Source organism: Hyphomicrobium sp., assembly GCF_041674905.1.
Lineage (GTDB): Bacteria > Pseudomonadota > Alphaproteobacteria > Rhizobiales > Hyphomicrobiaceae > Hyphomicrobium_B.
The window spans coordinates 92202-116364 of record NZ_JBAYUV010000005.1 but is presented as its reverse complement, the minus strand read 5'-3'; the positions used below and the strand labels follow the sequence as shown (position 1 = coordinate 116364).

The window sequence follows — 24163 nt, the reverse complement described above, 5'->3', positions numbered from 1 at the left end:
CTCACATGTCTTAACAAACGGCGCGCATCCAGCGTCGTAATGCGGCGGAAACAAGGGAGGATTCGCCGCGCGACATATCGTCGTCGGCATGTGCAACTGCTACGCGTATGGATATTTCTCGCGGTTTTTTCGGAGCTTAATCGGAATTAATCAGTGCTCCGATCGTCCGATCGCTACCAATAAGCGAAAAAATTGTGAAGATTGCGAACGGAATTGCTCTTTCCGTGATCGCAATTGTTTCTAATTTACATGCCTATTTGATGAATGGTGGTGTGGCGATGTTCCGCATTCGCACGCCGCGAAATGCGCAATTTTCATGAATGAGGGAACCATAATGGAATATCGCCGCCTCGGCTCATCCGGATTGACTGTTCCACTCATTTCTTTTGGCGCGGCGACATTCGGAGGGGCGAGCGAATTCTTCCGCGCCTGGGGATCGACGGATGTGGCGGCGGCGCGCCGTATGATCGACCTCTGCCTCGATGCAGGTGTCACGATGTTCGACACCGCCGATGTTTATTCGGACGGCGTATCGGAAGAAGTGCTCGGCGAAGCGCTGAAGGGCCGTCGCGATAAGGTTCTCATCTCAACGAAAGCGACATTCCGCTTCGGCGATGGCGCGAACGACGTCGGCTCATCGCGATTTCATCTTCTGAAATCCTGCGATCAGGCGTTGAAGCGCTTGCAAACGGATCATATCGACATTTTTGAGCTGCACGGCTTCGATGCGATGACACCGCCCGAGGAAGTGCTGTCAACGCTCGACCAGTTGGTGCGTGCGGGCAAGATCCGCTACGTCGGCGTTTCCAATTTCTCCGGCTGGCATTTGATGAAATCGCTCGCCGTCGCCGACCGCTACGGCTATCCGCGATACGTCGCCAACCAGACGTATTATTCACTGATTGGCCGCGATTATGAGTGGGAGCTGATGCCGCTCGGGCTCGACCAAGGCGTCGGCGCACTCGTCTGGAGTCCCCTCGGCTGGGGACGTTTGACCGGTAAAATCCGTCGCGGCCAGCCGCTGCCCGAAACGAGCCGCCTTCACAAAACCGCCGACAAAGGACCGCCTGTCGATGACGAACGCCTGTTCCGCATCGTCGATGTCCTTGACGAGATTGCGAAGGAAACCGGCAAGTCTATTCCGCAGATCGCACTCAACTGGCTGTTCCAGCGCCCAACCGTTTCGAGCGTCATCATCGGCGCACGCGACGAAAAACAGCTCAAGGACAATCTCGGCGCCATCGGTTGGAATTTGACTCCCGAGCAGGTCGCCAAGCTCGACGCCGCAAGCGAAACGACGAAACCATACCCATATTGGCATCAGTCCGGTTTCAGCGAACGCAACCCGTCGCCCGTCTGAAGCGAACGGGAAATCCGTGCTACGTCAATGGCTGACGCTGTCATAAGCCTGTCACGGCGTTCGCGTGTCTATGGCCGGTATCGCCGAAAAGGCCGCCACAGGACAGATCATGACTGATGAACGCGATAAGTACGACGGCATGGCAGCGCGCATTGAAGCTGAAATTGCCGACAGCCTCGACGAAGAGCTCGAAATGGAGCTCGACGACGATCGCCTGCAGAAGCTCATCGACGGCAAGGAGCAGACGAGCGACGAAGGCGCGCTCGACCGAAAAGTCTATTTCCAGGAATTGTTCCGCCTGCAGCGCGAGCTGATCAAGTTGCAGGATTGGGTCGTCACCCAGAAATTGAAAGTCGTGGTGCTTTTCGAAGGTCGCGACGCGGCCGGCAAAGGCGGCGTCATCAAGCGCATCACCCAGCGCCTCAATCCGCGCGTCGTGCGCGTCGTAGCTCTGCCGGCGCCGAGCGAGCGCGAGCGTTCGCAATGGTATTTCCAACGCTATGTTCCGCATCTTCCCGCCGCCGGCGAAATGGTCCTCTTCGATCGCTCCTGGTACAATCGCGCCGGCGTCGAACGCGTCATGGGCTTTTGCTCTGAAGGCGATGTCGAAGAATTTTTCCGCACCGTGCCCGAATTCGAAAAGATGCTCGTGCGCTCCGGCATCACGCTCATCAAGTACTGGTTCTCGATTTCCGACGACGAGCAGCATTTGCGCTTCCAAATGCGCATTCACGATCCGATCAAGCAGTGGAAGCTGTCGCCGATGGACCTTGAATCGCGCCGACGATGGGAGATCTATACCAAAGCCAAGGAAGCGATGCTCGAGCGCACGCATATTCCCGAGGCGCCGTGGTGGGTCGTGCACGCCGACGACAAGAAGCGCGCGCGCCTCAACTGCATCAGCCACCTGCTGACGCAAATCCCATATCAGGAAGTCGTGCGCGCCCCGATCGTTCTCCCCGAACGTGTGCACAATCCCGATTATCTGCGCGAGCCTGTGCCGGACGACATGTACGTCCCGGGAACCTATTGAGCCGGCCGCGGAGCTGTTAAAAAAGACTTCGGCGGGCCGATGCCGCGCATCCCCGCCGAAAATCGTTGCGCTAAAAAAGCGCCTTGCCCCACTCGCCTGTCCGCAATGACGCCGCGCGAAGCGCAGTCCTCAGCGGATGCGCCGCGGATTCATATAGAGGTCCGCTTCCTGCCGCTGGATATCGGGCTTGATACGTCCGTCGCGAATGTCATGCGACAGCGCTTTCACATGCCGCCTTGCCTGCCGATTGAAGACGATCATGCCCGTGAATAGCTTCATGACCTGCAAAAGACGCGGATCGGCATGATCGCCGCGCACCTTGCAGCGCCATCTGCCGCCGATCGTAAGAATAGCGCCGTCGATATGGCCCACATGCTCGCCATGCTGATCGATCAGCGTGTAGTCGCCGCCGAGATTGATGACGTCCCGGCGGAACCGATAGAATTTCGGCTCGCCGCCTTGCATCAGAAAGAACGAGAAATTCTCCGGCAACAGCGGCCATTTGTTCGCCGAACGCTCGAGATAAACGAGATAATCGTCCTCGCTGGTATTGATCGAATACGTCGTCACCGGCAGCCCGCGCGCGGCGAGCGTTTGCTGAATCGAACGCCCGAGCATCATATCCATGCTCGCCTTCCAGTTCAGCGTCTCCGAGAACAGCTTGAAGACAAGCCGCTTATCCATGCCGGACGCGTCTTTCCAAAGCTCCTTGCGATAGCCGAGCACGCCAGTGCGTTCGCCGTTCTCGATGATCTCTGCGAAGATATCCATATCGGTTGTAAACTGGCGCGACTTGCCGCGATTGCGCTCACGCTTCCACGGTCCGAACTCGATCGAGTTGAAGTTCGTGATCCAGACATTGACTTCGAAATCGAACCACTTCTTTCGCGCGTCGGTCACCGCGTCTTTTTCGGCTTTCTTGAGCTTTGTGACGGCCGCTTTGGCATCCTGGCTTGGCTTGCTCTGCTCCAGAATTTCCGCGCGCGCGTCACGAGCAGCTTCCGCCGCGGACGCATTCGCCTCGGCTTCGATCGGATCTTTCTTCTGAGAAGACGCGGTCATATGGAGCCCCTATCGCGCACCGGCCCGAATACGCAGCCGAATCAGCGACGAAGCCTAGCACCACGGCCGGAGTTCGATGCGGCAGCCGCAAAAAATGCAGTGGGAAACAGACACGTGTTTATCTCGCGAAAGCGCTACCGCCCCCCGAAAATTGCGCTTCCGACGCGAACATGTGTTGCCCCGAAGGCAATCGCCGTCTCGAAATCGCTGCTCATGCCCATGCTAAGACCTTGCACGCCGGCCTCTTTTGCAAGCTTCGCGAGAAACGCGAAATGCACCGCCGGCTCTTCATCCACCGGCGGGATGCACATCAACCCAACGATCGGAAGCTTCAACTCTCCCTGGCAAAATTCGACGAAGGTTTTCGCCTCGCGCGGCATGACGCCGGCCTTCTGCGGTTCTTCGCCCGTATTCACCTGCACGAAAAGTCTGAGCGTGCGCCCCTGCCGCGAAATTTCGTCCGCGATCGCGCGCGCGATCTTTTCCCGATCGATCGTATGGATGACGTCGAACAGCGCGACCGCTTCCTTGGCCTTGTTTGATTGCAGCGGGCCGATCAGATGCAATTCGACGTCCGCGAACTCACGTTTCAGCGCCGGCCATTTGCGTTCGGCTTCCTGCACGCGATTTTCGCCGAACACGCGTTGACCCGCCGCAAGAACCGGACGCACCGCATCGATATCGAAAGTCTTTGAAACTGCGACCAGTTCGATGTCGCCGGGAGAGCGCTTCGCCGTCTGGGCGGCCGCAACGATCTCATGCCTTACGCGCTTTAACCTCTCGGGCGCGCTTTCATGGTAGGTGTCGTCTGTCACGCTCAGTCCCTGTTCTGCTTGTCCCTTCCATAACGCTACCGCCGCTTCGAGAACAAGTGTCGCAATGGTGCGCGGAGAGCCAACGCATATATGGGCACCGTCATCCATTGATCGACAACAGGAGCCGCCATGCTGAAACTCGAAGACGCCCGCCGCATCATTGACGCCGCTGAGAAGAAGGCAATTGAGATCGGCCAGCCGATGAATATCGCGGTGGTCGACGAAGGCGCCAACCTCATTTCGCACATCCGAATGGACAAAGCCTGGATCGGCTCGATCAACATCGCGATCAACAAGGCCTTCACGGCGCGCGCGTTCAACATCTCGACCAAGGAGCTTGCCGACAACAGCCAGCCGGGCGATCAGTTCTACGGCATCCACGTTTCGAACCACGACCGCGTCATGATCTTCGCGGGCGGCATTCCGCTTAAGGACAAGCACGGCGTCGTCATCGGCGCCATCGGCGTCTCAGGCGGCAGCGGCGTTCAGGATCAGACGGTCGCCGAAGCCGGAGCGGCCGCGCATACCTGTTGATGTTTGTCTTTAAGACGTAAAATCTCGTAACGGGCCGCGCTCAAGGTGCGGCCCGTTCTTATTTCTTCTCTCGCGTCATTTGTACCGGCTCGATCTTCGCGAACGCTTCGAACGCGTTCGCGTCGCCGCTGAGAAGCGCCGCATATCGAACGTTGAGAAAAAGTTTCTCGCGCCCGACCTTGATCTCGCGCAGCACGCCGATCGCGACGAGATGCTTCAGGTCTCTCGACGCCTTTTCCCGATGCGCCAACCCGCGTTCGACGACGTTCTGAATGCGGCTATAGGGCTGCATGAAAATCACGTCGACGAGTTCGCGCGTATAAATCTTGGGCGCCGCGTCCCGGACATAGGCAACCGTCGCATCGATGAGATCGTAGATCGCGCTGATCTTTTCTGCAGTCCATCGCGCGGTGTTCTCGATGCCATCGAGCATATAGAGAACCCACGGCTCCCACGCTTGTTTCGTCGTCACGTCGAGAAGCAGGCGGTAATAGTCGGAGCGGTTCGCAAGAATATACCGGCTGAGATAAAGCGTGGGCAGGTCGAGCAATCCCTGCTCAATGAGAAACAGGATGTTGATGACGCGGCCCGTGCGGCCGTTGCCATCGATAAAGGGATGAATGGCCTCGAACTGGTAATGGCCGATGGCCATCCGCACGACAGGATCAAGATCCGTCGCGTCGTTCAGGAACCGCTCCCAATTCGCAAGCAGCTCGCGCAGCAGAAGCTCGCCCTCCGGCGGCGTATAGATAACATCGCCGGTATTCATATTCCGGAGCTTCGTGCCTGGAACGCTGCGCACATCGAGATCGACACCCTTGAGTTCGGAGCAGATATCGACAGCGGTTCGTGTCGTGATCGGCCGATGCGCCAGCGTCTGGAAGCCGAGCTGCAACGCCGATCGATAGCGTGACGCCTCCTTGGTGGCCGGGTCCGCATCGCTGTCGTCCTTCAGACTGGCATCACGAAACAGCGCGTCGCTCGTCGTGACGATATTCTCGATCGCCGAGCTGTCCTTGGCTTCCATGATCGGGATCGCATTGATGAGGACGCTTTGATCGGGGATGCGCCGGCCCCGCTCTTTGAGGGCCGCGAGCGCAGCGTGGACCGATGCGCATTTCTTCAAGACGGCCTTCGTCTCCAAATCCCCAGGAGGCGGCAGCTTGGGCAAACCATTGTAGGGGCTTGCTGGGTCGAAAGCTTTCATCTGTCGCCAAGTCCGAATTTAGCCGACATGTCGCGCGGATATGTCTGCAGTCACGACGTATCGCATCCAATGCGTCGCAGAAATTGAGAAATTACGACATTTCATAGAAGACATGTCGCGAGTCCCGACATGTTCTCACAACATGTCGCACAAATCAAGTTTTTGCGACATGTGAGTCTTGCGCGCCGACGTCTTGACCCTCTCGACCTTTCGGGCTCTTTACGGCGCTAACCAATTCAAAATCCCAGAAAGAATGGGCCCCATGGCCACCGAACGCTACAACGCCCCCGATCGCGAACGTTATTGGCAGCATATCTGGGAAAAAAACCAGATTTTCCGGGCCTCCGAGAACCACAAGCAGCCCAAATGCTACGTGCTTGAGATGTTTCCCTACCCCTCGGGACGCATTCATATGGGCCACGTCCGCAACTATGCGATGGGCGACGTCTTTGCCCGCTACAAGCGCGCCAAGGGGTTCAACGTCCTGCATCCGATGGGCTGGGACGCGTTCGGCATGCCCGCCGAAAACGCCGCGATGGAACGTAAGGTCCACCCCGGCACCTGGACTTACGCCAACATCGACACGATGCGCGGCCAGTTGAAATCGATGGGCCTGTCGCTCGACTGGTCGCGCGAGATTGCGACCTGCTCGCCGAACTATTATCGCCATCAGCAGAAGCTGTTCCTGGACCTGCTGAAAAAGGGCCTCGCCTACCGCAAGTCCTCGAAGGTCAATTGGGACCCGGTGGACCACACCGTTCTCGCCAACGAGCAGGTGATCGATGGCCGCGGCTGGCGCTCCGGCGCGCTCGTCGAGCAGCGCGAGCTGACGCAGTGGTTCTTCAAGATCACCGACTATGCCGAGGAATTGCTGAGCGACCTCGACACGCTCAACAACTGGCCGGAAAAAGTGCGCCTGATGCAGGCCAACTGGATCGGCCGCTCGGAAGGCATGCTGGTCCGCTGGGCGCTGAACAAGGACACCACGCCAAAAGGCTTCTCCGAACTTGAAGTCTATACGACGCGGCCAGACACGCTGTTCGGCGCGTCATTCCTGGCCGTCGCCGCCGATCATCCGATCGCGCGCGCCGCTGCCGAAAACAATCCCGACCTCGCCGCGTTCTGCGACGAATGCCGTCGCCTCGGAACGTCGGTCGCCGAAATCGAGGCCGCCGAAAAGCGCGGCTTCGATACCGGCATTCGCGCGGTCCACCCTCTCGACAAATCCTGGGTGCTGCCGGTCTACGTCGCAAACTTCATCCTGATGGACTACGGCACCGGCGCCATCTTCGGCTGTCCGTCCGGCGATCAACGCGACATGGATTTCGCGCGTCGTTACGAGCTGCCGGTCGTGCCCGTCATCCTGCCGCCCGGCGAAACCAAAGAGACGTTCGATCTCAAGAACAAAGCCTATTCCGACGACGGCACGATGATCAATTCCCGCTTTCTCGACGGACTGGCGACCAAGGCCGCGTTCGAGAAAGTAGCCGACCTTCTCGAGCAGCAAAAGCTTGCGAACCGGCCGCAGGGATCGCGCAAGATCAATTTCCGGCTGCGCGACTGGGGCATCTCGCGCCAGCGCTATTGGGGCTGCCCGATCCCCATCATCCATTGCGAGAAATGCGGTGTCGTCGGCGTTCCGGAAAAGGACCTGCCGGTAACGCTGCCCGAGGACGCGACGTTCGATAAGCCGGGCAACCCGCTTGAACGCCATCCGACATGGAAGCACGTCAAATGCCCGACGTGCAACGGCGACGCGACCCGCGAAACCGACACGATGGACACCTTCGTCGATTCTTCCTGGTACTTCGTGCGCTTCACCGCGCCGGAAGCCAAAACCCCGGTCGACGTGGAAGCGGCGAAATACTGGCTGCCCGTCGACCAGTACATCGGCGGCATCGAGCACGCGATTTTGCATCTGCTCTATTCGCGCTTTTTCGCGCGAGCCATGTGCGACACCGGCCATCTGAGGTTTGCGTCGAACGTCCGCGAGCCGTTCTCGGCGCTGTTCACGCAAGGCATGGTGACGCACGAGACGTATAAGTCTCAGGATGGCTTCTGGCTTTTACCAAACGACGTTCGCCTCGAGGGCGAAGGCGCCAACCGGCAAGCCGTCGAGATCGCGACCGGACGCCTTGCCGCCATCGGCGCCATCGAAAAGATGTCGAAGTCGAAAAAGAACCTCGTCGACCCCGACGACATCATCGCCCATTACGGCGCCGACTGCGCGCGCTGGTTCATGCTGTCCGACAGCCCGCCGGAGCGCGACGTCATCTGGACGGAAGCGGGCGTGGCCGGAGCCAGCCGCTTCATCCAGCGCGTCTGGCGTCTGATGGACGACATTATCGAGGCCTATCCGGAGAAGCCCGACAAACGGCCCGCGACCTTCGGACCGGACGCTCTCGAGCTTCGCAAGGCCGGGCATCGCGCCCTCGACCTCGTCGGCAAGGCCGTCGAAGCCCTGCGCTTCAATGTGGCCGTCGCCAACATTCACGAGTTTTCGAATGTTCTCCAGACCGTTCTAAGCAAGAGCGAGCCCGGCCTGGCCTGGGCCGCCCACGAGGCCGGCGCCCTTCTGGTGACCATGATCGGCCCCATGATGCCGCATCTGTCGGAGGAATGCTGGGCGCGGCTTGGTTACAACACGCTGCTCGCGAACGAACCATGGCCGGCCGTAGAACCGGACCTACTCGTTGACGATCAAGTGACCATTGCCGTACAGGTAAATGGTAAGCGACGGGACGAGCTCGTGGTTTCGCGCACCGCGAAATCCGAGGAGGTGGAAGCGGCAGCTTTGAAGCTGGATTCGGTGGTCCGTGCTCTCGATGGGCGCGCCCCGAAAAAAGTCATCGTTGTCCCGCAAAGGATCGTGAATGTCGTTGGCTGACGGGATGAGGGGACGAGTGGGCGCACGCCGGTTGAAATACCGGACCGGGCTCATATCGACGTTGGGCGTCGCCATGCTCTGCGCCCTCAGCGGTTGCGGCGACGGCAGCGCCGGCTTCCGCCCGCTCTACGGCTCGGCATCCCTCGGCGGCGCCGCGACCCAGGAAAAACTTGCGACGGTGGACGTCGCCCCGATCCCGGGCCGTGTCGGTCAGAGAATTCGCAACGAGCTGATTTTCCAGACGACGGGCGGTGGCAAGGCCCAGACGCCGCAATACCGGCTGGACATCGCAATTCGCGAGTCCGTCGTCTCCACGCTCGTCATGGTCAACGGCAACGCCGGTGGCCAGATTTACAGCATCGAAGCCTCGTATAATCTGATCCGGCTGAGCGATAAGACGGTTGTCGCCTCGGGCAAGAGCTACGGCCGTGCCTCGTTCGATCGCGTGACATCGATCTTCGCTAACGTCGAAGCCCGCCAGGACGCGGAAAACCGGGCGGCCGCCTCGATCGGCGAAGAGCTTCGCACGCGCCTTCTCGCGATCCTTTCGACGACCGCCTGATCGCGCACCGCAGCCAGCGCCGTTTATTCGCGAGTTTCCCGCATGGCCGCCATCAAGGCTCATCAGGCCGAGTCGTTCATGAAATCGCCGCCGCCGCGATTGGCGGCCGCGCTGTTCTTCGGTTCCGATCCCGGACTTGTCAGCGAGCGCTCCATGGTCTTGGCGCGCGCACTCGCGGCACGCGAAAATCCGCCAGGAGAGGTCCTCAGACTCGATGACGCCGAACTCGACGACGATTCGGGCCGCCTTGAAACCGAATTGCAAATGCGCCCGATGTTCGCCTCGCGCCGCATCGTCCGCGCCATCGCCGGACGCCGCATCTCGGCACAGCTTCTGAAGCCGCTTCTCGGCGCCCCGTTCGAAGGCCTGCTGGTCGTCGAAGCCGGCAACCTCAAAACCGACGACGCCCTGCGCGCCCTGTTCGAGAAATCCGAAAACTGCTTCGCCGTCGCCTGCTATCCCGACGCCGCCGCCGACATAGTTGGCCTCATTGCGGAAGTCCTGTCGTCGTTCTCGCTCACGATCGAAGGCGACGCCAGGGCCTTGCTGCAATCGCGTCTCGGCGCCGACCGGGCACTGTCGCGGGCCGAGATCGAGAAACTGGCGCTGCATAGCCTCGGAAAGCAGGTGATCACGCTTGACGACGTCGAGAGCGTCGTCGGCGACGCCGCCGACCTCGCGCTCGAACGCATCGCGGAAGCCGCCGCCGAAGGGCAGACGGCAACCGCGATGACCGACTTTGGCCGCGCGCTCGCGTCCGGCGAAAGCGCGCAGGCCATCATCCTCGTGACGCAGCGCTACTTCCTGAAGCTTCACAAAGTCCGCAGCGACGTCGATTCAGGCCAGCGTCTCGACGATGCGCTCAAGGCCATGCGTCCGCCGATCTTCTTCAAGCAGCGCGATGCCTTCGCCCGGCAGATCCGCAACTGGCCAAGACCGCAGCTCGACAAGGCGCTCCGGCGGATTGCCGAAACCGCCAAATCCGCGCGCCTTTCGAACCGGCTCGAAGATCTTTACGCCGAACGCCTGCTCTTGGCCCTCGCCTCGATGGCCGCCGCCGCCGCGTCCCCTCGCCGCTAAACCCAGCCTTGCGGGACATCCTCCCCCTTCTATAGTGCCGCGCAAATTCATTCAGGGGATCTTCATGACAGCGGCACGCTTTGACGTCATCGGAATTGGCAACGCGATCGTCGACATCATCGGCCGCTGCGACGAAGCCTATCTTGCAACCATCGGTGCAAGCAAAGGCAGCATGCGCCTCGTCGGAGCCGACGACGTCAAAAAGATTTACGCCACGATGGGATCGGCCGTCGAAATCTCCGGCGGCTCGGCTGCGAACACGATTGCCGGCGTCGCGTCTTTCGGCGGCAAGGCCGCATTCATCGGCACCATCGCGAATGACGAGTTCGGAAAAATATTCACGCACGACATTCGCTCCATCGGCGTCGAATTCAATGTCGCACCGATCGCGAATGGCGCGCCGACATCGCGCTCTCTCATTCTCGTCACGCCCGACGGCGAGCGCACGATGAATACGTTTCTCGGAATCTCGACGAGCCTCGATGAATCGCAGTTGAATCTCGATTCAATTCGCGACTCCGCAATTCTCTATCTCGAAGGCTATCTCTTCGATGAACCACAAGCCAAACAGGCATTTCGAAAAGCATTGCACACCGCGAAAACATCCGGCCGCAAAGTCGCGCTGACATTGTCGGATGGTTTCTGCGTCGATCGTCATCGCGCCGAATTTCTTGAACTCATTCGATCCGGCATTGATATTCTTTTCGCCAACGAATCCGAGATCAAATCGCTATATCAAACGGAGTCATTCGAGTTTGCATCGAAGAGCGCAAGTAAAGACGCGAAGCTCGCCGTTTTGACACGCAGCGCCAAGGGATCGGTTATTATCGCCGACGGCCGCACCGTTGAAATTTCACCCGCGCCCATTTCCGAATTGATCGACACGACAGGAGCCGGCGATCTTTATGCGGCGGGATTTTTATTCGGGTATTCGAAGGAATATAGCCTCGAAATTTGCGGTCGCTTGGCGAGTCTCGCGGCATCTGAAATTATCAGCCATATCGGCGCCCGCCCGGAAATCGCATTGAATGAACTCGCTCATCAGCGGGGCATTATTTAGCGGTTTTAGAATCGGGCGGATAACCGCAACTCCGCCCGTATTTCATATACCATTATACATGAACACCGTTCAAATGGAGAATGTTTAGGGGGTATTTCGTGTCCAATTTGGCGAATTAATTATTCTCCCTGGAAATACCGGAATTCTGCGCGCAATGTCGGACTCAACGAATCGCTTCGTTTTGAGGTTCGCCTGATGCTCCACACACCACTTCGTCGCGGCCGTCCGAAAGGCACCGGCATTGACGATAACCAGCGTCTCGCACAGCTGGCCGAACTCTTGAGAATTCGGCCCGATTTGCGCCCGACGACGGCAATCCGGCAAATGGGTTATTCCGACCCGTCCGCCATCCGGCGGCTGCGCGACAAATACAAAGTCTTCGCATTGGGCACGCGCGCTTCGCTTAAAGACCTCGTCGTATCGGCAAATTCTTCGAACGACGGCAAACACGCGCAATCCGTCGCGCGCTAGACGCACGGATCGCGACCTATCCTGCACCTTTATTCCTGTGATATCTCCGAGGGCCGCTACCCCAAGCGGCCCATTTTTTTGGGCCGCGCGCCTTGACGCAAAATCAAAGCTTGCGCAGCAGGGCCGCCTTGACGCGGTGGGTTTCGCCCTTCTGCAAAATGAGCTGCGCACGCCGCCGCGTCGGCAGGATATTCTGCTCGAGATTCTTGAGATTGATGTTGCGCCAGAGACCGAGCGCCGTCCGCCGCACCTCGTCGGGAGCCATCGCCGCATACTTGTGAAAATAGGCGCCGGGATCGCGAAACGCGGTGCTGCGCAACCGCATAAATCGCGCCATGTACCACGTCTCGATCGTCGCTATGTCGGCATCGATATAGATCGCGAAATCGATGAAATCTGAAACGAACGGAACAGTCGTACCGTCTTTCGGCATTTCCGCGGGCTGCAGAATATTGAGCCCTTCGATAATCAGAATATCGGGCTGCTCGATCGTGATTTCCTGCCCCGGCAGCACGTCGTATTGAAAGTGCGAATAGACCGGCGCCGACACTTGCGCGACACCCGATTTGATATTGCCGAGAAACCGCAAAAGCCGCTCGGTATCGAAACTTTCGGGAAATCCCTTGCGGTCCATCAGCCCACGCCGTTCAAGCTCGGCATTGGGATAAAGAAATCCATCCGTCGTCATCAGATCGACGCGCGGATGATCCGGCCACCGCGCAAGCAACGCCTTCAGAATACGCGCTGTCGTGCTCTTGCCGACGGCAACTGAGCCTGCAACGCCGATCACGAACGGAACCTTCGTATCCTTGCGCCCGAGGAATTCCGAGCTGACGGAATAAAGCTTCTGCGCCGCTGCCACATAGAGATTGAGCAACCGCGACAGCGGCAGATAGATCGCTTCAACCTCTTCGACCGAAACGTCTTCGATGATGCCCGAGAGCTGCTCGAGCTCGTGCGGCTGCAAGGGCATGGGCGTATCGGCCCTGAGCCTCGCCCATTCCTCGCGCGTGAAAACGCGATAGGGAGAGAATGGCTTGTTCTCGATCTTCGCGTCGGCGTCCGGCGCTTTAGAACCCGTATGCACCTGGAACCCGGCGCGCCCTTTCAAGGTGTGCTCCGTGGACGTGACGCCTTCTCCTCGATGCCGGATGTGCCCATGCGCCCTTCGAGGACGCGCAATACATCTTCGAAGGCGACGTGGCGCGATTCAAGCAAGACCAATAGGTGATAAAGGGTGTCTGCGGCCTCGGCCTTCAGCGCCGACGCATCGGACCCCAGCGCCGCAATGACCGTCTCGACCGCTTCTTCGCCGAACTTCTTCGCGCACCGCTCAGGCCCCGCATTCAGCAATTGGGCCGTATAGGATTTTTCCGCACTGTCGGATCGGCGCGAACGGATCAGCGCCGCCAGTTGCGATAATGTATGCGTATCACTCATGAACTCTTATCTCGCGGCGCTGCGCTGGTCGCCATGCGACCGCACACCATCAATCTGCCGCCCGGACGTCAAGCGGCAGAAAGTAGGATTATAGCGAAAACCTTAAAACTCAGCCGCCGCCGAGCCGCTGCCGGATATAGTCAAGCTGGTCGTAGTTGCCATACTTGATGACGAGCGTGCCGCTTTCGCCCGAACCCTTCCGGATTTCGACCTTAAGGCCCAGGAGATCGGTCAGCTCCTTCTCGAACGCCTTGGTATCGGCGTCCTTGTCACGCAGCTTACGGATGCCGCCCGGCGTTCCAGTCTCGCTGCCGAGCCCGTGAACCATCGCCTCGACATCGCGAACGTTGAGACTATCGCTGATGATCTTCTGCGCCAGCGCCTCGGCGTCATCCCGTCCGATCAGCGCCCGCGCATGACCCGCCGTCAGCTGCCCTCGTTGCACAAGCGACTGTACGCCCGTCGGCAGCTTCAGCAACCGCAGCGTGTTGGCGACATGACTTCGGCTCTTACCGATGATTTCGGAAAGCTGCTCCTGGCTGTAATCGAAGCGCTCGACGAGTTCCCGGTAGCCGGTCGCCTCTTCAATCGCATTCAGATCCTGCCGCTGCACGTTCTCGATGATGGCAAGCTCGAGCAGCTCGCGATCCGTCAGCTCACGGATGATCACCGGAATCGTATGAACGCCTGCCTTTTGCGCCGCGCGCCAGCGGCGTTCGCCCGCGACGATTTCATAACCGCCCGCCATCCCGTTCGGCCGGACGACGATCGGCTGCACAAGACCTTTCGTGCGGATCGACTCAGCAAGCTCCATCAAATCTTCGTCGCGGAAATCCTTGCGCGGGTTGAGCGGGCTCGATTTCACTTCCGCGATCGACACCATGCGCTGCTCGCCTTCGGGCGGCAGACGATGTCCGAGAGGCGCCGGTTCTCCGATCAAAGAGGCCAGGCCGCGGCCAAGTCGGCTCTTCGGTACAACGGAGTTCATTTTCGGACTGCCCCCTGCTCGCAAAGTCTCAGTTTCACACTAAGCACAATTCGATTCGCCTTACGCGGCCTTGAACCGCTTTTCCCGTTCGATAATTTCGGTCGCGAGCCGAATGTAGGCTTGGCTGCCGGCGCAATCGTAATCATAAAGCAGCAGCGGCTTGCCGTGCGACGGCGCTTCCGCGACGCGCGTATTTCGCGGGATCACCGTCTCGTAGACCTTCGGACCGAAGAACGCGCGCACGTTGGCCGCGACCTCTCGCGACAGCGATACGCGCTGATCATGCATCGTCAGCACGACGCCCTGAATTTCCAATCGCGGATTGAGGCTGGCGCGGATCTGCTCGATCGAATCCTTGAGCTGCGAAATACCTTCGAGCGCGAAGAACTCACATTGCACCGGAACGAGCACCGCATGCGCCGCCGTCATCGCGTTGAGCGTCAGCACGTTGAGCGACGGCGGACAATCGATCAGCACGTAGCTGAAATGCGTGTCCGCTGGGCGATTGCGTTGTTGTCCGACGAGCGCCGTCACCGCATCGCGCAGCTTGAACGGCCGCGTCTGCGGATCGCCCGCGAGCGCCGTATCGATGCCGACGAGATCGCTGTTCGCCGGAACGACAAATAGATTTGGCACCGCCGTTTTCAGCACGGTGTCGAGGATCGACGCCGCGCCTGTCAGAATGTCGAACGAGGTCTTGAACCGCGATTCCTGATCGATGCCGAGGCCGGTCGAGGCGTTGCCCTGCGAATCGAGGTCGAGAACCAGCACGCGCTCGCCGACCGCCGCGAGCGCGGTTCCGAGATTGATGGCCGTCGTCGTTTTACCGACGCCGCCCTTCTGATTGGCGATCGCCACCACGCGCGGACCTGCGCTGGCGCCACCCGCGCCTGAAACGTACCCGGCCACGGGACTACCCCTCCCTCTTGGGCTTCAACGCTTTGAGCAACACAACACGGGCTTCCGCATCCGTCATGCTCGGCTTCAGCTCGCAATCGAACCGCCAGCTCTCCGCGGCTTGCTCGACTTCTGCTGCTGCGTCCTTGCCTTTTAGAAACAACCCGAGCGTCGAGGACGTAAAGTACGGAGCCGACATCTCAAGCAGACGCGGAAGCGGTGCGAGTGCGCGCGCCGTCAGACAGTCGACCGGCTTTACCTTAGCGCGAGTCTCGGAATTTTCGATTCGCATGCACAGGATGTCCACAGTGATGCCGGTCGCGCGGGCCACTTCCCGCAAGAAAGCGGCTTTACGCGCGTCGCTTTCAATCAAGATATGGTGAGTCGCCCCGTTCTCAGCACCTAATATTGCGAGCACAAGTCCGGGAAAGCCAGCCCCGGAACCGATGTCGAGCCAAATCCGAGCGTTCGGCCGCCGAAATTGCCAAAGCTGGGCACTGTCGGCGAAATGCCGGTTCCAGACGTCGCCGAGCGTACTCGGCGCCACGAGATTGATCGTCGCCTGCCAGCGCGTCAGAATTTGCGCATAAGTCGCTAGCCGATCTAGCGTTTCACGTGAAATTCCGAACTTGGCCTGAAACGATTCGGGACTGTCGATCCGTGCGAGAGAGGCCATTAGGCGGACTTGCGGGTCCGGCCCGCCTTCACACGCGCCAGCAGCGTCAGCAGCGCCGCCGGAGTGACGCCTTCGATCCGCCCAGCCTGCGCGATCGACCCTGGCCGATGCTGAACCAATTTCTGACGAACTTCAGCCGAAAGGCTTGGAATGGAGGAATAATCAAAGTCAGCCGGAATGCTGACCGCTTCATCCCGTTTCAACTGCGCAACGTCCTCGTCCTGGCGGCGAAGATAAGCGGCGTAGCGCGCATCGACGGCCAGCTGAGCGGCGATCTGCGGTGCAAGCTTGCCAAGCTCCGGCCAGATCGGCACGAGCCGGTCAAACGAGATGTCGGGAAACGCCAAAAGATCGAACGCCGTTCGCCGCCGGCCGTCCCGATTGACCGTCAGCCCATGCCGCGCCGCTTCAGTCGGCGTCAGTGATAGTTGGCTCAACAAGCCGAGGCCGTCGGTAAGCGCCTTGGTTTTCGCTTCGAAATGCGCCTGCCGCTCCCGCCCGACACAGCCCAGCGCAACACCCGCACCCGTGAGCCGCTGGTCGGCGTTGTCGGCCCGGAGTTTCAACCGGAATTCAGCCCGCGACGTAAACATCCGATAAGGCTCGGAAACCCCGCGCGTCACGAGATCGTCGACCATGACGCCGAGATAGCCGTCGGTCCGCGAGACGACGAATGGCTCCTGCCCGCCCCCCGCAGCTAGCGCGGCGTTAATCCCTGCGAGCAATCCTTGCGCTCCGGCCTCTTCGTATCCCGTCGTACCGTTGATCTGCCCGGCAAGAAACAGCTTCGACAGGCGCTTCACTTCGAGCCCGGACGTCAGTTCGCGCGGATCGACATAGTCGTATTCGATCGCATAGCCCGGCCGCTTGATGACGACGTTCGCGAGGCCCGGCATCGTCCTGAGAAACGCATCCTGCACCTCGACCGGCAGCGATGTCGAAACGCCATTCGGGTAGATCGTGTCGTCGTCGAGCCCCTCAGGCTCGAGGAAAATCTGATGCGACGAGCGGTCGGCAAAACGCACGACCTTGTCCTCGATCGACGGACAGTAGCGCGGTCCGATGCTCTCGATTTGCCCTGAAAACATGGGCGAACGCGCCAGATTCGCGCGAATGATGTCGTGCGTTTCCGGCGTCGTGTACGTGATCCCGCAGGCGATCTGCGGCGTCCGAATGCGTGTCGTCAGAAACGAGAACGGCACCGGATCGTCGTCGGCCTTCTGCATTTCGAGGCCGGACCAATCGATCGACGTGCCATCGAGGCGCGCCGGCGTGCCCGTCTTCAGTCGGCCGAGCTTCAGCCCCAGCGCGTAAAGACGATCGGAGAGCTTCAAGGCGGGAGCTTCCCCAGCGCGTCCGGCTGGAATCTTCTGCTCGCCCATGTGGATCAGACCGTTGAGGAATGTGCCCGTCGTCAGCACGACCGCCCCGGCGCTCAACGCCCGGCCATCACCGGTGACAACCCCCGCCACCCTGCCGTTTTCCACGATCAGGTCCTCGACGCCGCCCTCGACGACATCGAGCCCCGGAATGGCGGCGATCTCCGCCTGCATGGCCTGACGATAGAGCTTCCGGTCGGCCTGCGTCCTCGGACCATGCACCGCCGGACCCTTCGATCGGTTGAGCAGCCGGAATTGGATGCCGGCCACGTCCGCAACGCGGCCCATCAGGCCGTCCAGCGCGTCGATCTCCCGGACAAGGTGGCCTTTCCCAAGCCCCCCGATGGCCGGATTGCACGACATCTCGCCGACCGTCGCAAAGGAATGGGTCACCAGCGCCGTGCGAGCGCCCATCCGCGCCGCGGCGGCCGCAGCCTCGGTCCCGGCGTGCCCGCCGCCGACAACAATGACGTCATAGGGTCCAGACTTCATGGCGATGACCTACCTCATCCCCCAATGGTGCAAAAGGGCGCTTCTTCGCCGGTCCGCACCCCGGCTGCGCGCAGAACCCCCCGCGAAACCTGCCGCCGCCGCTTCGAGTTGGTTAACAAACTATGATTCACGTGAAACAATTGCTTCAGGCCGGGTGAGTCCCGTCAAGATGGATTCACGTGAAACATTTCGTTAACCACGTCACTTGCCGATGCAGAACCGGCTGAAAACCTGATCGAGGACATCCTCGACATCGACACGGCCCGTAATCCGGCCAAGGGCATGCGCGGCCCGCCGGACATCTTCCGCCCGCAGCTCGACGGCCTCCGGACTACCTGCCAGGAACGCCGCGATCTCAGCCTTAGCCGCTCCCAGGCATTGCCGATGCCTTGCCCGCGTCAACGCCGGGTCCGTCTGGGAACCGACAGCCTCGCTGGCTCGCCGCGCGATCTTCGCCACCAGCTGATCCAGGCCCTCGCCCGTCACTGTCGAGACGGCAAGCAAATCTGCTGTTGATTCCCGCCCAAGATCGGCTTTGGAACGAATTGCAAGGCTTGTTTCACGTGAAATTCCTTCGGGCGGCTTTGAGTCGCCGCTCTCGCTCAACCACACGACGAGATCGGCATCGCGTGCCGCCGCGAGGCTTCGGCGGATGCCCTCCTGCTCAACGGCGCTCGCCGCTTCCCGAATACCGGCCGTATCCGAAACGACGACCGGCAATCCCGCCAAATCGAGCCGAACTTCGATCACGTCGCGGGTCGTGCCCGCTTCGGAAGACACGATCGCCGCATCGCGCTTCGCCAGCGCATTCAAGAGGCTCGACTTGCCCGCATTCGGCGGCCCGAGAAGCGCCACGCGAAACCCATCGCGCACGATCTCGCCACGATGCCCGTCATCGAGATGCACGCTGATTTCGGCCGAAAGCCCCTCAGCGCGCTTCCGTGCCTCCGCAAACGACGATGCCGAAACATCCCCTTCGTCGGAAAAGTCGATGGCCGCCTCGGTCAGCGCCGCGATTTCGATCAACCGCGTGCGCCAGCTCTCGTAAAGCTTCGACAACGTCCCTGACGACTGCGCCAAGGCCTGCCGGCGCTGGGCTTCCGTCTCCGCTTCGATCAGATCGCCAAGGCCTTCGATCGCGGCGAGATCCATCTTGCCGTTCTCGAACCCGCGCCGCGCGAATTCCCCCGGTTCGGCCAGGCGGCAGCCCTTTATCGTCCCGAGAGCCGCAAGGATCGCCGCGATGGCGGCGCGGCTGCCGTGACCCTGGAACTCGGCGACGTCTTCTCCCGTTTCGCTGTTCGGTGCCGCGAACCACAACAGTACGGCGCGATCGAGCGCTTCCTGCGTTTCAGGATGCCGGATGGTCCGGAACGCGGCAACCCGCGGCTTCGGAACCGGCGCCGCCATCTTCTCAAGGACCTCGCGCACGGCGGGACCTGAAATACGAATGACGGAAAGGGCGGCGCGCCCGGGCGCACTCGAAAGCGCAAAGATAGTTGAAGCATCAGTCATGGCATTCGCGTACTCGTTGATACGCGCCTTCGCAACCCGATCCACATGTCGTCAGACCCTCCGAGCAGACATTCCAAGATGAGCGAAAACCGACTGCAGCACGAGACCAGCCCCTATCTCCTTCAGCACAAGGACAATCCGGTGCATTGGTGGGCCTGGGGTCCGGAAGCCCTCGCTGAGGCCAAGCGCAGCGGCAAACCGATCCTGCTGTCCGTCGGCTACGCGGCCTGCCACTGGTGCCACGTGATGGCGCACGAAAGCTTCGAGGATCTCGGCACCGCTCAAGTGATGAATGAGTTTTTCGTCAACATCAAAGTCGACCGCGAAGAGCGTCCCGACATCGACGCGATCTACATGGGCGCGCTGCACCAGCTTGGTGAGCAAGGCGGCTGGCCGCTGACGATGTTCCTCGACAGCGATGCAAGGCCCTTCTGGGGCGGCACCTATTTTCCACGTGAAGCGGGCTACGGCCGTCCCCCATTCGTGACGGTGTTGCTGCGCATGGCGGAAGCTTACGCCAATCAGCCCGACGACGTTCGCAAGAATACCGAAGCTCTTCTCGCCGCATTGAAGACGATGCCGGGCGACGACAAACCCGCGCGTCCGCCGCCCTCCACGACCGACGTCGCCGCAGCCATCGCGCGTGCCGTCGATCGCGAGCACGGCGGATTGTCCGGCGCACCGAAATTCCCGCAATGGAGCATCTTCTGGCTGCTCTGGCGGGTTGGAATTCGCGACGGCAATTCGGACGCCAAAGACGGCGTCATCAACACCTTGCGCCACATCTGTCAGGGCGGCATCTACGATCATCTCGGCGGCGGCTTCGCGCGCTATTCGGTCGACGAGCTCTGGCTCGTCCCGCACTTCGAAAAGATGCTCTACGACAACGCGCTGCTGATCGATCTGATGACCGAGGTCTGGCGCGAAACGCAGGAACCGCTTTTCAAGAGACGCATCGCCGAAACGATCGCCTGGATCAAGCGGGAGATGATCGGTGAAAGCGGAGGCTTCGCGGCATCTCTCGACGCCGACAGCGAAGGCGAGGAAGGCAAGTTCTACGTCTGGAGCGCTGCTGAAATCGACGACGTGCTCGGCGCGGACGACGCGGCGTTCTTTTCACGTGTGTACGGCGTCACTCCCGAGGGCAACTTCGAAGGCCACACCATCCTCAATCGCCTCGGCTCGCTCGCTCTCCTTTCAGATGAAGAAGAAGCGCGTCTCGCGCGGCTGCGCGCCAAGCTCCTGGAGCGCCGCGCTTCCCGCATCCGGCCCGGATGGGACGACAAGATCCTCGCCGATTGGAATGGGCTGGCGATAGCGGCAATATCGCGTGCCGCGAGCGTCTTCGAGCAGCCATCATGGCTAGCGCTAGCCGAACGCGCCTTTGCAGCTAGCATCGAAAAACTCACCGCTAGCGGTGGCAACACGAGCGACGGCCGCCTCTTTCACGCCTATCGCAACGGCCTTGCCAAGGCGCCGGCGACAGCATCCGACTACGCGAACATGACTTGGGCTGCCATCCGCCTGTTCACGGCAACCGGCTCCGAGCGCTATCTCGAACAGGCGAGGCAGTGGACCCGCATCCTCGATAGCCGCTATTGGGACGCCGATCGCGGCGGCTACTTCACGGCCGCTGACGACACCCTCGATGTCGTCGTCCGCCTGAAGGCCGCGAGCGACGATGCCGCCCCCAATGCCAACGCTATACAACTTTCAAACCTCATCGCCCTCGCCGCTCTGACCGGAGAGGCGGAGTACGACGACCGGGCGCGACGCCTCTCACAGGCGTTCGCAGCCGCCGCGGCTCAGAGCCCGATCGGCCATTGCGCGCTTCTCGCGGCGGAACTCGACGTCAACCAGCTGGTTCAAGTGGCCATAAAGAGCCCTTCCGGACCCTCCGCCCTGCGCGACGAACTGCAGCGGTGGTCCATTCCCGGAGCCCTGGAGTTCACGGCCGGCAGCGAAGGGCCAACGGGGCAAAGTTCAATCCTCGGCGGGAAGACCATGATCGATGAAAATTCAACCGCTTATGTCTGCGTTGGGCCAGTCTGCAGTGCACCCATCCAGAACCCGGAACGTCTGCGCGAAGCCCTGCAACGGGCGCGCACCGGATCCGGCGTCACAGCCTGATCGTTTACCGGATTGAAAACCTGCGCGGATCATGTGCTTGGCGATGATCCGTGCTGAGGACTATACAAGCCCTATGAAAACTCTCCGTGAGATTGTCCGGTACGGCTATGCGCCGTTCATGATGTTCGGATTGACGGGTGCCGCCTACTGGGTCGTGTCCGATCTCGTTGTCGCGCGCGGGAACTCTTGGGCGTATCTGCTGATCATTCCGCTGCTCGGCATCGCCTACCTAACGGCTTTCACCGCCGAGCGTATCGCGCCGTTCTTCGACGACTGGAACGACCACGACGCCCACGGTGATACGCAGGCGAACATCCTCCACGTCATCGCCTACGAAACCTCCGCGATGAACGGCGTGTTCTTGATCCCGGTGATTTGCTGGCTGTTCCCGTTCCAGGGCCTCTGGCCGACGCAATGGCCGATGTGGTCGCAAGTGCTAATGGCGTTCCTGGTCGCTGATTTTGCCTTCATGACGATGCATTATCTCAGCCATCGTTACCCAGCGCTTTGGCGACTGCACTCGGTGCATCACGGCGTCGGCCGTCTCTACGGCTTGAATGGCGTTATCCGCCATCCGCTGCATCAGGTAATCGACATGGTGGTCGGCAACATGCCGCTCGTCATCATCGGCATGCCGGTGCCGGTCGCGGTCGTGCTCGGCTTCCTAATTTCGGTGACCTTGATCGTCCAGCACTCGAATGTCGACGCCCGGCTCGGACCCCTGGCGCCGCATCTTTCGATCGGCCGTATCCACCATCTGCACCACGTCAACTGGGGCACCGAAGGCGATTGCAACTTCGGCCTGCTGCTGACGGTCTGGGATAAGATGCTCGGCACATTCCATGAGAAACCGCCCCGGCCGATCACGTCGAAAGACATGGGTGTCGACGAGCTTCCGCACTTCCCGAAAAGCTTCGTCGAACAGATGGTGCTTCCGTTCGTCTACAAGCCCGGCGCCGGCGAACCAGAACGTTATAAGCCCAAGCCTGAAACTCCGGCCCAGGAAGCCCGCCGCCTGCTCGACGCCGCGGAATAAGTTCCGCGCTACAACTCAGGTCGAAGCTACCGAAAATAGCTCCACGAAACAAAAAAGGCCGCCTCGAAAGGGCGGCCTTTGGTTTCCCCGTGAAACAGTCGTCTCAGGTATTCATCGACTGGAAGAACTCGCCGTTGGTCTTCGTCGATCGCAGCTTGTCGATCAGGAACTCGATCGCATCCATCGTGCCCATCGGGTTCAGAATGCGGCGCAGAACGTAGACCTTCTTGAGTTGATCCTTCGGGATAAGGAGGTCTTCCTTGCGCGTGCCGGAGCGAGAAACATCGATTGCCGGGAAGACGCGCTTGTCGGAGACCTTGCGATCGAGAATGATTTCCGAGTTGCCGGTGCCCTTGAACTCTTCGAAGATCACTTCGTCCATGCGCGAGCCGGTATCGACCAGCGCTGTCGCGATAATGGTCAGCGAGCCGCCTTCCTCAATGTTGCGAGCCGCACCGAAGAACCGCTTCGGCCGCTGCAACGCGTTGGAATCAACACCGCCCGTCAACACCTTGCCGGACGACGGTACAACCGTGTTGTAGGCGCGACCGAGACGCGTGATCGAATCGAGAAGGATGATCACGTCGCGCTTATGCTCAACGAGACGCTTAGCCTTCTCGATCACCATTTCCGACACCTGCACGTGGCGTGACGGCGGCTCGTCGAAAGTCGAGGAGATCACCTCGCCCTTGACCGAACGCTGCATGTCGGTGACTTCTTCCGGCCGCTCGTCGATCAGCAGCACGATGAGGTAGCATTCCGGATGATTGACCGAGATCGAGTGGGCGATGTTCTGCAACAGCACCGTCTTGCCAGTTCTGGGCGGCGCCACGATCAAGCCGCGCTGGCCTTTGCCGATGGGCGAGACGATATCGATGACGCGGGATGAGAAATCCTTGATCGTCGGATCTTCAATCTCGAGCTTCAGCCATTTCGTCGGATAGAGCGGCGTCAGATTGTCGAAGTGGCTCTTATGCTTGGCCTGTTCGGGATCTTCGAAATTGATGTTCGAGACCTTGAGCAAAGCAAAATAACGCTCGCCGTCCTTCGGCGACCGGATCTGGCCTTCGACGGTATCGCCGGTTCTGAGTGCAAACCGGCGGATCTGCGAGGGCGACACGTAAATATCGTCGGGACCCGGAAGATAGTTCGCTTCCGGCGATCTCAAAAAGCCGAAACCGTCCTGCAGAACCTCGACGACGCCGGTCGCCGTGATTTCGGTCTCCTGCGTCGCGAGCTGCTTCAGCGTTGCGAACATCAGTTCCTGCTTGCGCAGGGTCGAGGCGTTCTCGACCCCGGTCTCTTCGGCAAACGTGACAAGCTCGGCGGGAGATTTCCGCTTCAGGTCCTCGAGCTTCATTTGTTTCATTGAAAAAGAACTCCGCGGGGGGCGCCACTCGGGCGGTGGCATCGTGGAAATGGTGAGGTGAATGAGATGGCCCGACGGCGACAGAGCGGGCGCTCTGTCATAATGCTGCGGACGTCAACGGGTTTCATGACCACGTCAAAACGTGCCGTCTGCCAAAATCCTTATGAGGA

General features: G+C 60.4%; 21 protein-coding genes. 10 read left to right on the top strand and 11 right to left on the bottom strand.

Translation table 11 applies throughout. From position 1 onward, the window contains the following. Nucleotides 1–334: 334 nt before the first annotated feature. Together WC026_RS03695 and ppk2 are read left to right on the top strand one after the other, a co-directional pair. Complete coding sequence (locus tag WC026_RS03695) at nt 335–1360, top strand: aldo/keto reductase (RefSeq protein WP_372709453.1); 1026 nt, start codon at nt 335–337, stop codon at nt 1358–1360. A 109-nt stretch (nt 1361–1469) separates the two neighbouring features. Then, the gene (gene ppk2, locus WC026_RS03690; protein WP_372709452.1) at nt 1470–2393 is read left to right on the top strand and encodes a polyphosphate kinase 2; all 924 of its coding nucleotides are present in this window, start codon (nt 1470–1472) and stop codon (nt 2391–2393) included. Between the two features lie 129 nt (nt 2394–2522). On the opposite strand, the gene WC026_RS03685 is transcribed toward ppk2, so the two are convergent. Together WC026_RS03685 and WC026_RS03680 are read right to left on the bottom strand one after the other, a co-directional pair. Next, on the bottom strand, nt 2523–3455 hold the full coding sequence (locus tag WC026_RS03685) for a hypothetical protein (protein WP_372709451.1): 933 nt from the start codon (nt 3453–3455) through the stop codon (nt 2523–2525). A gap of 134 nt (nt 3456–3589) precedes the next feature. Next, the gene (locus WC026_RS03680) at nt 3590–4270 is read right to left on the bottom strand and encodes a YggS family pyridoxal phosphate-dependent enzyme (protein ID WP_372709450.1); all 681 of its coding nucleotides are present in this window, start codon (nt 4268–4270) and stop codon (nt 3590–3592) included. A 129-nt stretch (nt 4271–4399) separates the two neighbouring features. Between WC026_RS03680 and WC026_RS03675 the strand changes: the two genes are divergently transcribed. Then, nucleotides 4400–4804, top strand: coding sequence for a heme-binding protein (locus tag WC026_RS03675; RefSeq protein ID WP_372709449.1), 405 nt, complete (start codon nt 4400–4402; stop codon nt 4802–4804). Nucleotides 4805–4862: 58 nt separating this feature from the next. Here WC026_RS03675 and fic read toward each other — a convergent pair whose 3' ends face one another. Further along, nucleotides 4863–6011, bottom strand: coding sequence for a protein adenylyltransferase Fic (gene fic, locus WC026_RS03670; protein ID WP_372709448.1), 1149 nt, complete (start codon nt 6009–6011; stop codon nt 4863–4865). Between the two features lie 262 nt (nt 6012–6273). Here fic and leuS point away from each other — a divergent pair, with 262 nt between their 5' ends. The 5 genes from leuS to WC026_RS03645 all read left to right on the top strand — a co-directional run bounded on the left by leuS (nt 6274) and on the right by WC026_RS03645 (nt 12071). After that, nucleotides 6274–8898 (top strand): leucine--tRNA ligase, encoded by a 2625-nt coding sequence (gene leuS, locus WC026_RS03665; RefSeq protein WP_372709447.1) that lies wholly within the window; start codon nt 6274–6276, stop codon nt 8896–8898. Then, nucleotides 8885–9460, top strand: coding sequence for a hypothetical protein (locus WC026_RS03660; protein ID WP_372709446.1), 576 nt, complete (start codon nt 8885–8887; stop codon nt 9458–9460). Before leuS ends, WC026_RS03660 begins: the two co-directional genes overlap by 14 nt. A 42-nt stretch (nt 9461–9502) precedes the next feature. Continuing rightward, entirely contained in the window at nt 9503–10540 is a 1038-nt protein-coding gene (holA, locus tag WC026_RS03655; RefSeq protein ID WP_372709445.1) for a DNA polymerase III subunit delta, read from the top strand. 64 nt (nt 10541–10604) lie between these two features. Further along, nucleotides 10605–11600, top strand: a complete 996-nt coding sequence (locus WC026_RS03650; protein WP_372709444.1) for an adenosine kinase — start codon at nt 10605–10607, stop codon at nt 11598–11600. Between the two features lie 195 nt (nt 11601–11795). Continuing rightward, complete coding sequence (locus WC026_RS03645) at nt 11796–12071, top strand: hypothetical protein (protein WP_372709443.1); 276 nt, start codon at nt 11796–11798, stop codon at nt 12069–12071. A 103-nt stretch (nt 12072–12174) separates the two neighbouring features. Here WC026_RS03645 and coaA read toward each other — a convergent pair whose 3' ends face one another. The 7 genes from coaA to mnmE form a co-directional block, all read right to left on the bottom strand. Then, a complete protein-coding gene (gene coaA, locus WC026_RS03640) occupies nt 12175–13182 on the bottom strand; it encodes a type I pantothenate kinase (protein ID WP_372709442.1) in 1008 nt (335 codons plus the stop codon). Next, a complete protein-coding gene (locus WC026_RS03635; RefSeq protein WP_372709441.1) occupies nt 13179–13511 on the bottom strand; it encodes a phosphoribosyl-ATP diphosphatase in 333 nt (110 codons plus the stop codon). The genes coaA and WC026_RS03635 overlap by 4 nt, the downstream gene beginning before the upstream one ends. A 109-nt stretch (nt 13512–13620) precedes the next feature. Then, nucleotides 13621–14499: a ParB/RepB/Spo0J family partition protein gene (locus WC026_RS03630; protein WP_372709440.1), complete on the bottom strand. Its 879-nt coding sequence runs from the start codon at nt 14497–14499 to the stop codon at nt 13621–13623. Nucleotides 14500–14559: 60 nt separating this feature from the next. After that, complete coding sequence (locus tag WC026_RS03625) at nt 14560–15408, bottom strand: ParA family protein (protein WP_372709439.1); 849 nt, start codon at nt 15406–15408, stop codon at nt 14560–14562. A gap of 4 nt (nt 15409–15412) precedes the next feature. Then, nucleotides 15413–16072: a 16S rRNA (guanine(527)-N(7))-methyltransferase RsmG gene (rsmG, locus tag WC026_RS03620; protein WP_372709438.1), complete on the bottom strand. Its 660-nt coding sequence runs from the start codon at nt 16070–16072 to the stop codon at nt 15413–15415. After that, nucleotides 16072–17943, bottom strand: a complete 1872-nt coding sequence (gene mnmG, locus WC026_RS03615; protein WP_372709437.1) for a tRNA uridine-5-carboxymethylaminomethyl(34) synthesis enzyme MnmG — start codon at nt 17941–17943, stop codon at nt 16072–16074. Before mnmG ends, rsmG begins: the two co-directional genes overlap by 1 nt. Nucleotides 17944–18144: 201 nt before the next feature. Next, nucleotides 18145–19458, bottom strand: a complete 1314-nt coding sequence (gene mnmE / locus WC026_RS03610; protein WP_372709436.1) for a tRNA uridine-5-carboxymethylaminomethyl(34) synthesis GTPase MnmE — start codon at nt 19456–19458, stop codon at nt 18145–18147. A gap of 78 nt (nt 19459–19536) precedes the next feature. Between mnmE and WC026_RS03605 the strand changes: the two genes are divergently transcribed. After that, nucleotides 19537–21588 (top strand): thioredoxin domain-containing protein, encoded by a 2052-nt coding sequence (locus WC026_RS03605; protein WP_372709435.1) that lies wholly within the window; start codon nt 19537–19539, stop codon nt 21586–21588. 73 nt (nt 21589–21661) lie between these two features. Next, nucleotides 21662–22624, top strand: a complete 963-nt coding sequence (locus WC026_RS03600) for a sterol desaturase family protein (RefSeq protein WP_372709434.1) — start codon at nt 21662–21664, stop codon at nt 22622–22624. A gap of 103 nt (nt 22625–22727) precedes the next feature. Here WC026_RS03600 and rho read toward each other — a convergent pair whose 3' ends face one another. Further along, nucleotides 22728–23993 carry a transcription termination factor Rho gene (gene rho / locus WC026_RS03595; RefSeq protein ID WP_372709433.1) on the bottom strand — a complete coding sequence of 422 codons (1266 nt, stop codon included), beginning with the start codon at nt 23991–23993 and terminating at the stop codon, nt 22728–22730. Between the last annotated feature and the right edge of the window lie 170 nt (nt 23994–24163).

Bases quoted from the DNA above. Each gene is read 5' to 3' on its own strand.
- WC026_RS03695 (WP_372709453.1), top strand. From the start codon at position 335: ATGGAATATCGCCGCCTCGGCTCATCCGGATTGACTGTTCCACTCATT.
- ppk2 (WP_372709452.1), top strand. From the start codon at position 1,470: ATGACTGATGAACGCGATAAGTACGACGGCATGGCAGCGCGCATTGAA.
- WC026_RS03685 (WP_372709451.1), bottom strand. From the start codon at position 3,455: ATGACCGCGTCTTCTCAGAAGAAAGATCCGATCGAAGCCGAGGCGAAT.
- WC026_RS03675 (WP_372709449.1), top strand. From the start codon at position 4,400: ATGCTGAAACTCGAAGACGCCCGCCGCATCATTGACGCCGCTGAGAAG.
- fic (WP_372709448.1), bottom strand. From the start codon at position 6,011: ATGAAAGCTTTCGACCCAGCAAGCCCCTACAATGGTTTGCCCAAGCTG.
- leuS (WP_372709447.1), top strand. From the start codon at position 6,274: ATGGCCACCGAACGCTACAACGCCCCCGATCGCGAACGTTATTGGCAG.
- WC026_RS03660 (WP_372709446.1), top strand. From the start codon at position 8,885: ATGTCGTTGGCTGACGGGATGAGGGGACGAGTGGGCGCACGCCGGTTG.
- holA (WP_372709445.1), top strand. From the start codon at position 9,503: ATGGCCGCCATCAAGGCTCATCAGGCCGAGTCGTTCATGAAATCGCCG.
- WC026_RS03650 (WP_372709444.1), top strand. From the start codon at position 10,605: ATGACAGCGGCACGCTTTGACGTCATCGGAATTGGCAACGCGATCGTC.
- WC026_RS03645 (WP_372709443.1), top strand. From the start codon at position 11,796: ATGCTCCACACACCACTTCGTCGCGGCCGTCCGAAAGGCACCGGCATT.
- WC026_RS03635 (WP_372709441.1), bottom strand. From the start codon at position 13,511: ATGAGTGATACGCATACATTATCGCAACTGGCGGCGCTGATCCGTTCG.
- WC026_RS03630 (WP_372709440.1), bottom strand. From the start codon at position 14,499: ATGAACTCCGTTGTACCGAAGAGCCGACTTGGCCGCGGCCTGGCCTCT.
- rsmG (WP_372709438.1), bottom strand. From the start codon at position 16,072: ATGGCCTCTCTCGCACGGATCGACAGTCCCGAATCGTTTCAGGCCAAG.
- mnmG (WP_372709437.1), bottom strand. From the start codon at position 17,943: ATGAAGTCTGGACCCTATGACGTCATTGTTGTCGGCGGCGGGCACGCC.
- mnmE (WP_372709436.1), bottom strand. From the start codon at position 19,458: ATGACTGATGCTTCAACTATCTTTGCGCTTTCGAGTGCGCCCGGGCGC.
- WC026_RS03605 (WP_372709435.1), top strand. From the start codon at position 19,537: ATGAGCGAAAACCGACTGCAGCACGAGACCAGCCCCTATCTCCTTCAG.
- WC026_RS03600 (WP_372709434.1), top strand. From the start codon at position 21,662: ATGAAAACTCTCCGTGAGATTGTCCGGTACGGCTATGCGCCGTTCATG.
- rho (WP_372709433.1), bottom strand. From the start codon at position 23,993: ATGAAACAAATGAAGCTCGAGGACCTGAAGCGGAAATCTCCCGCCGAG.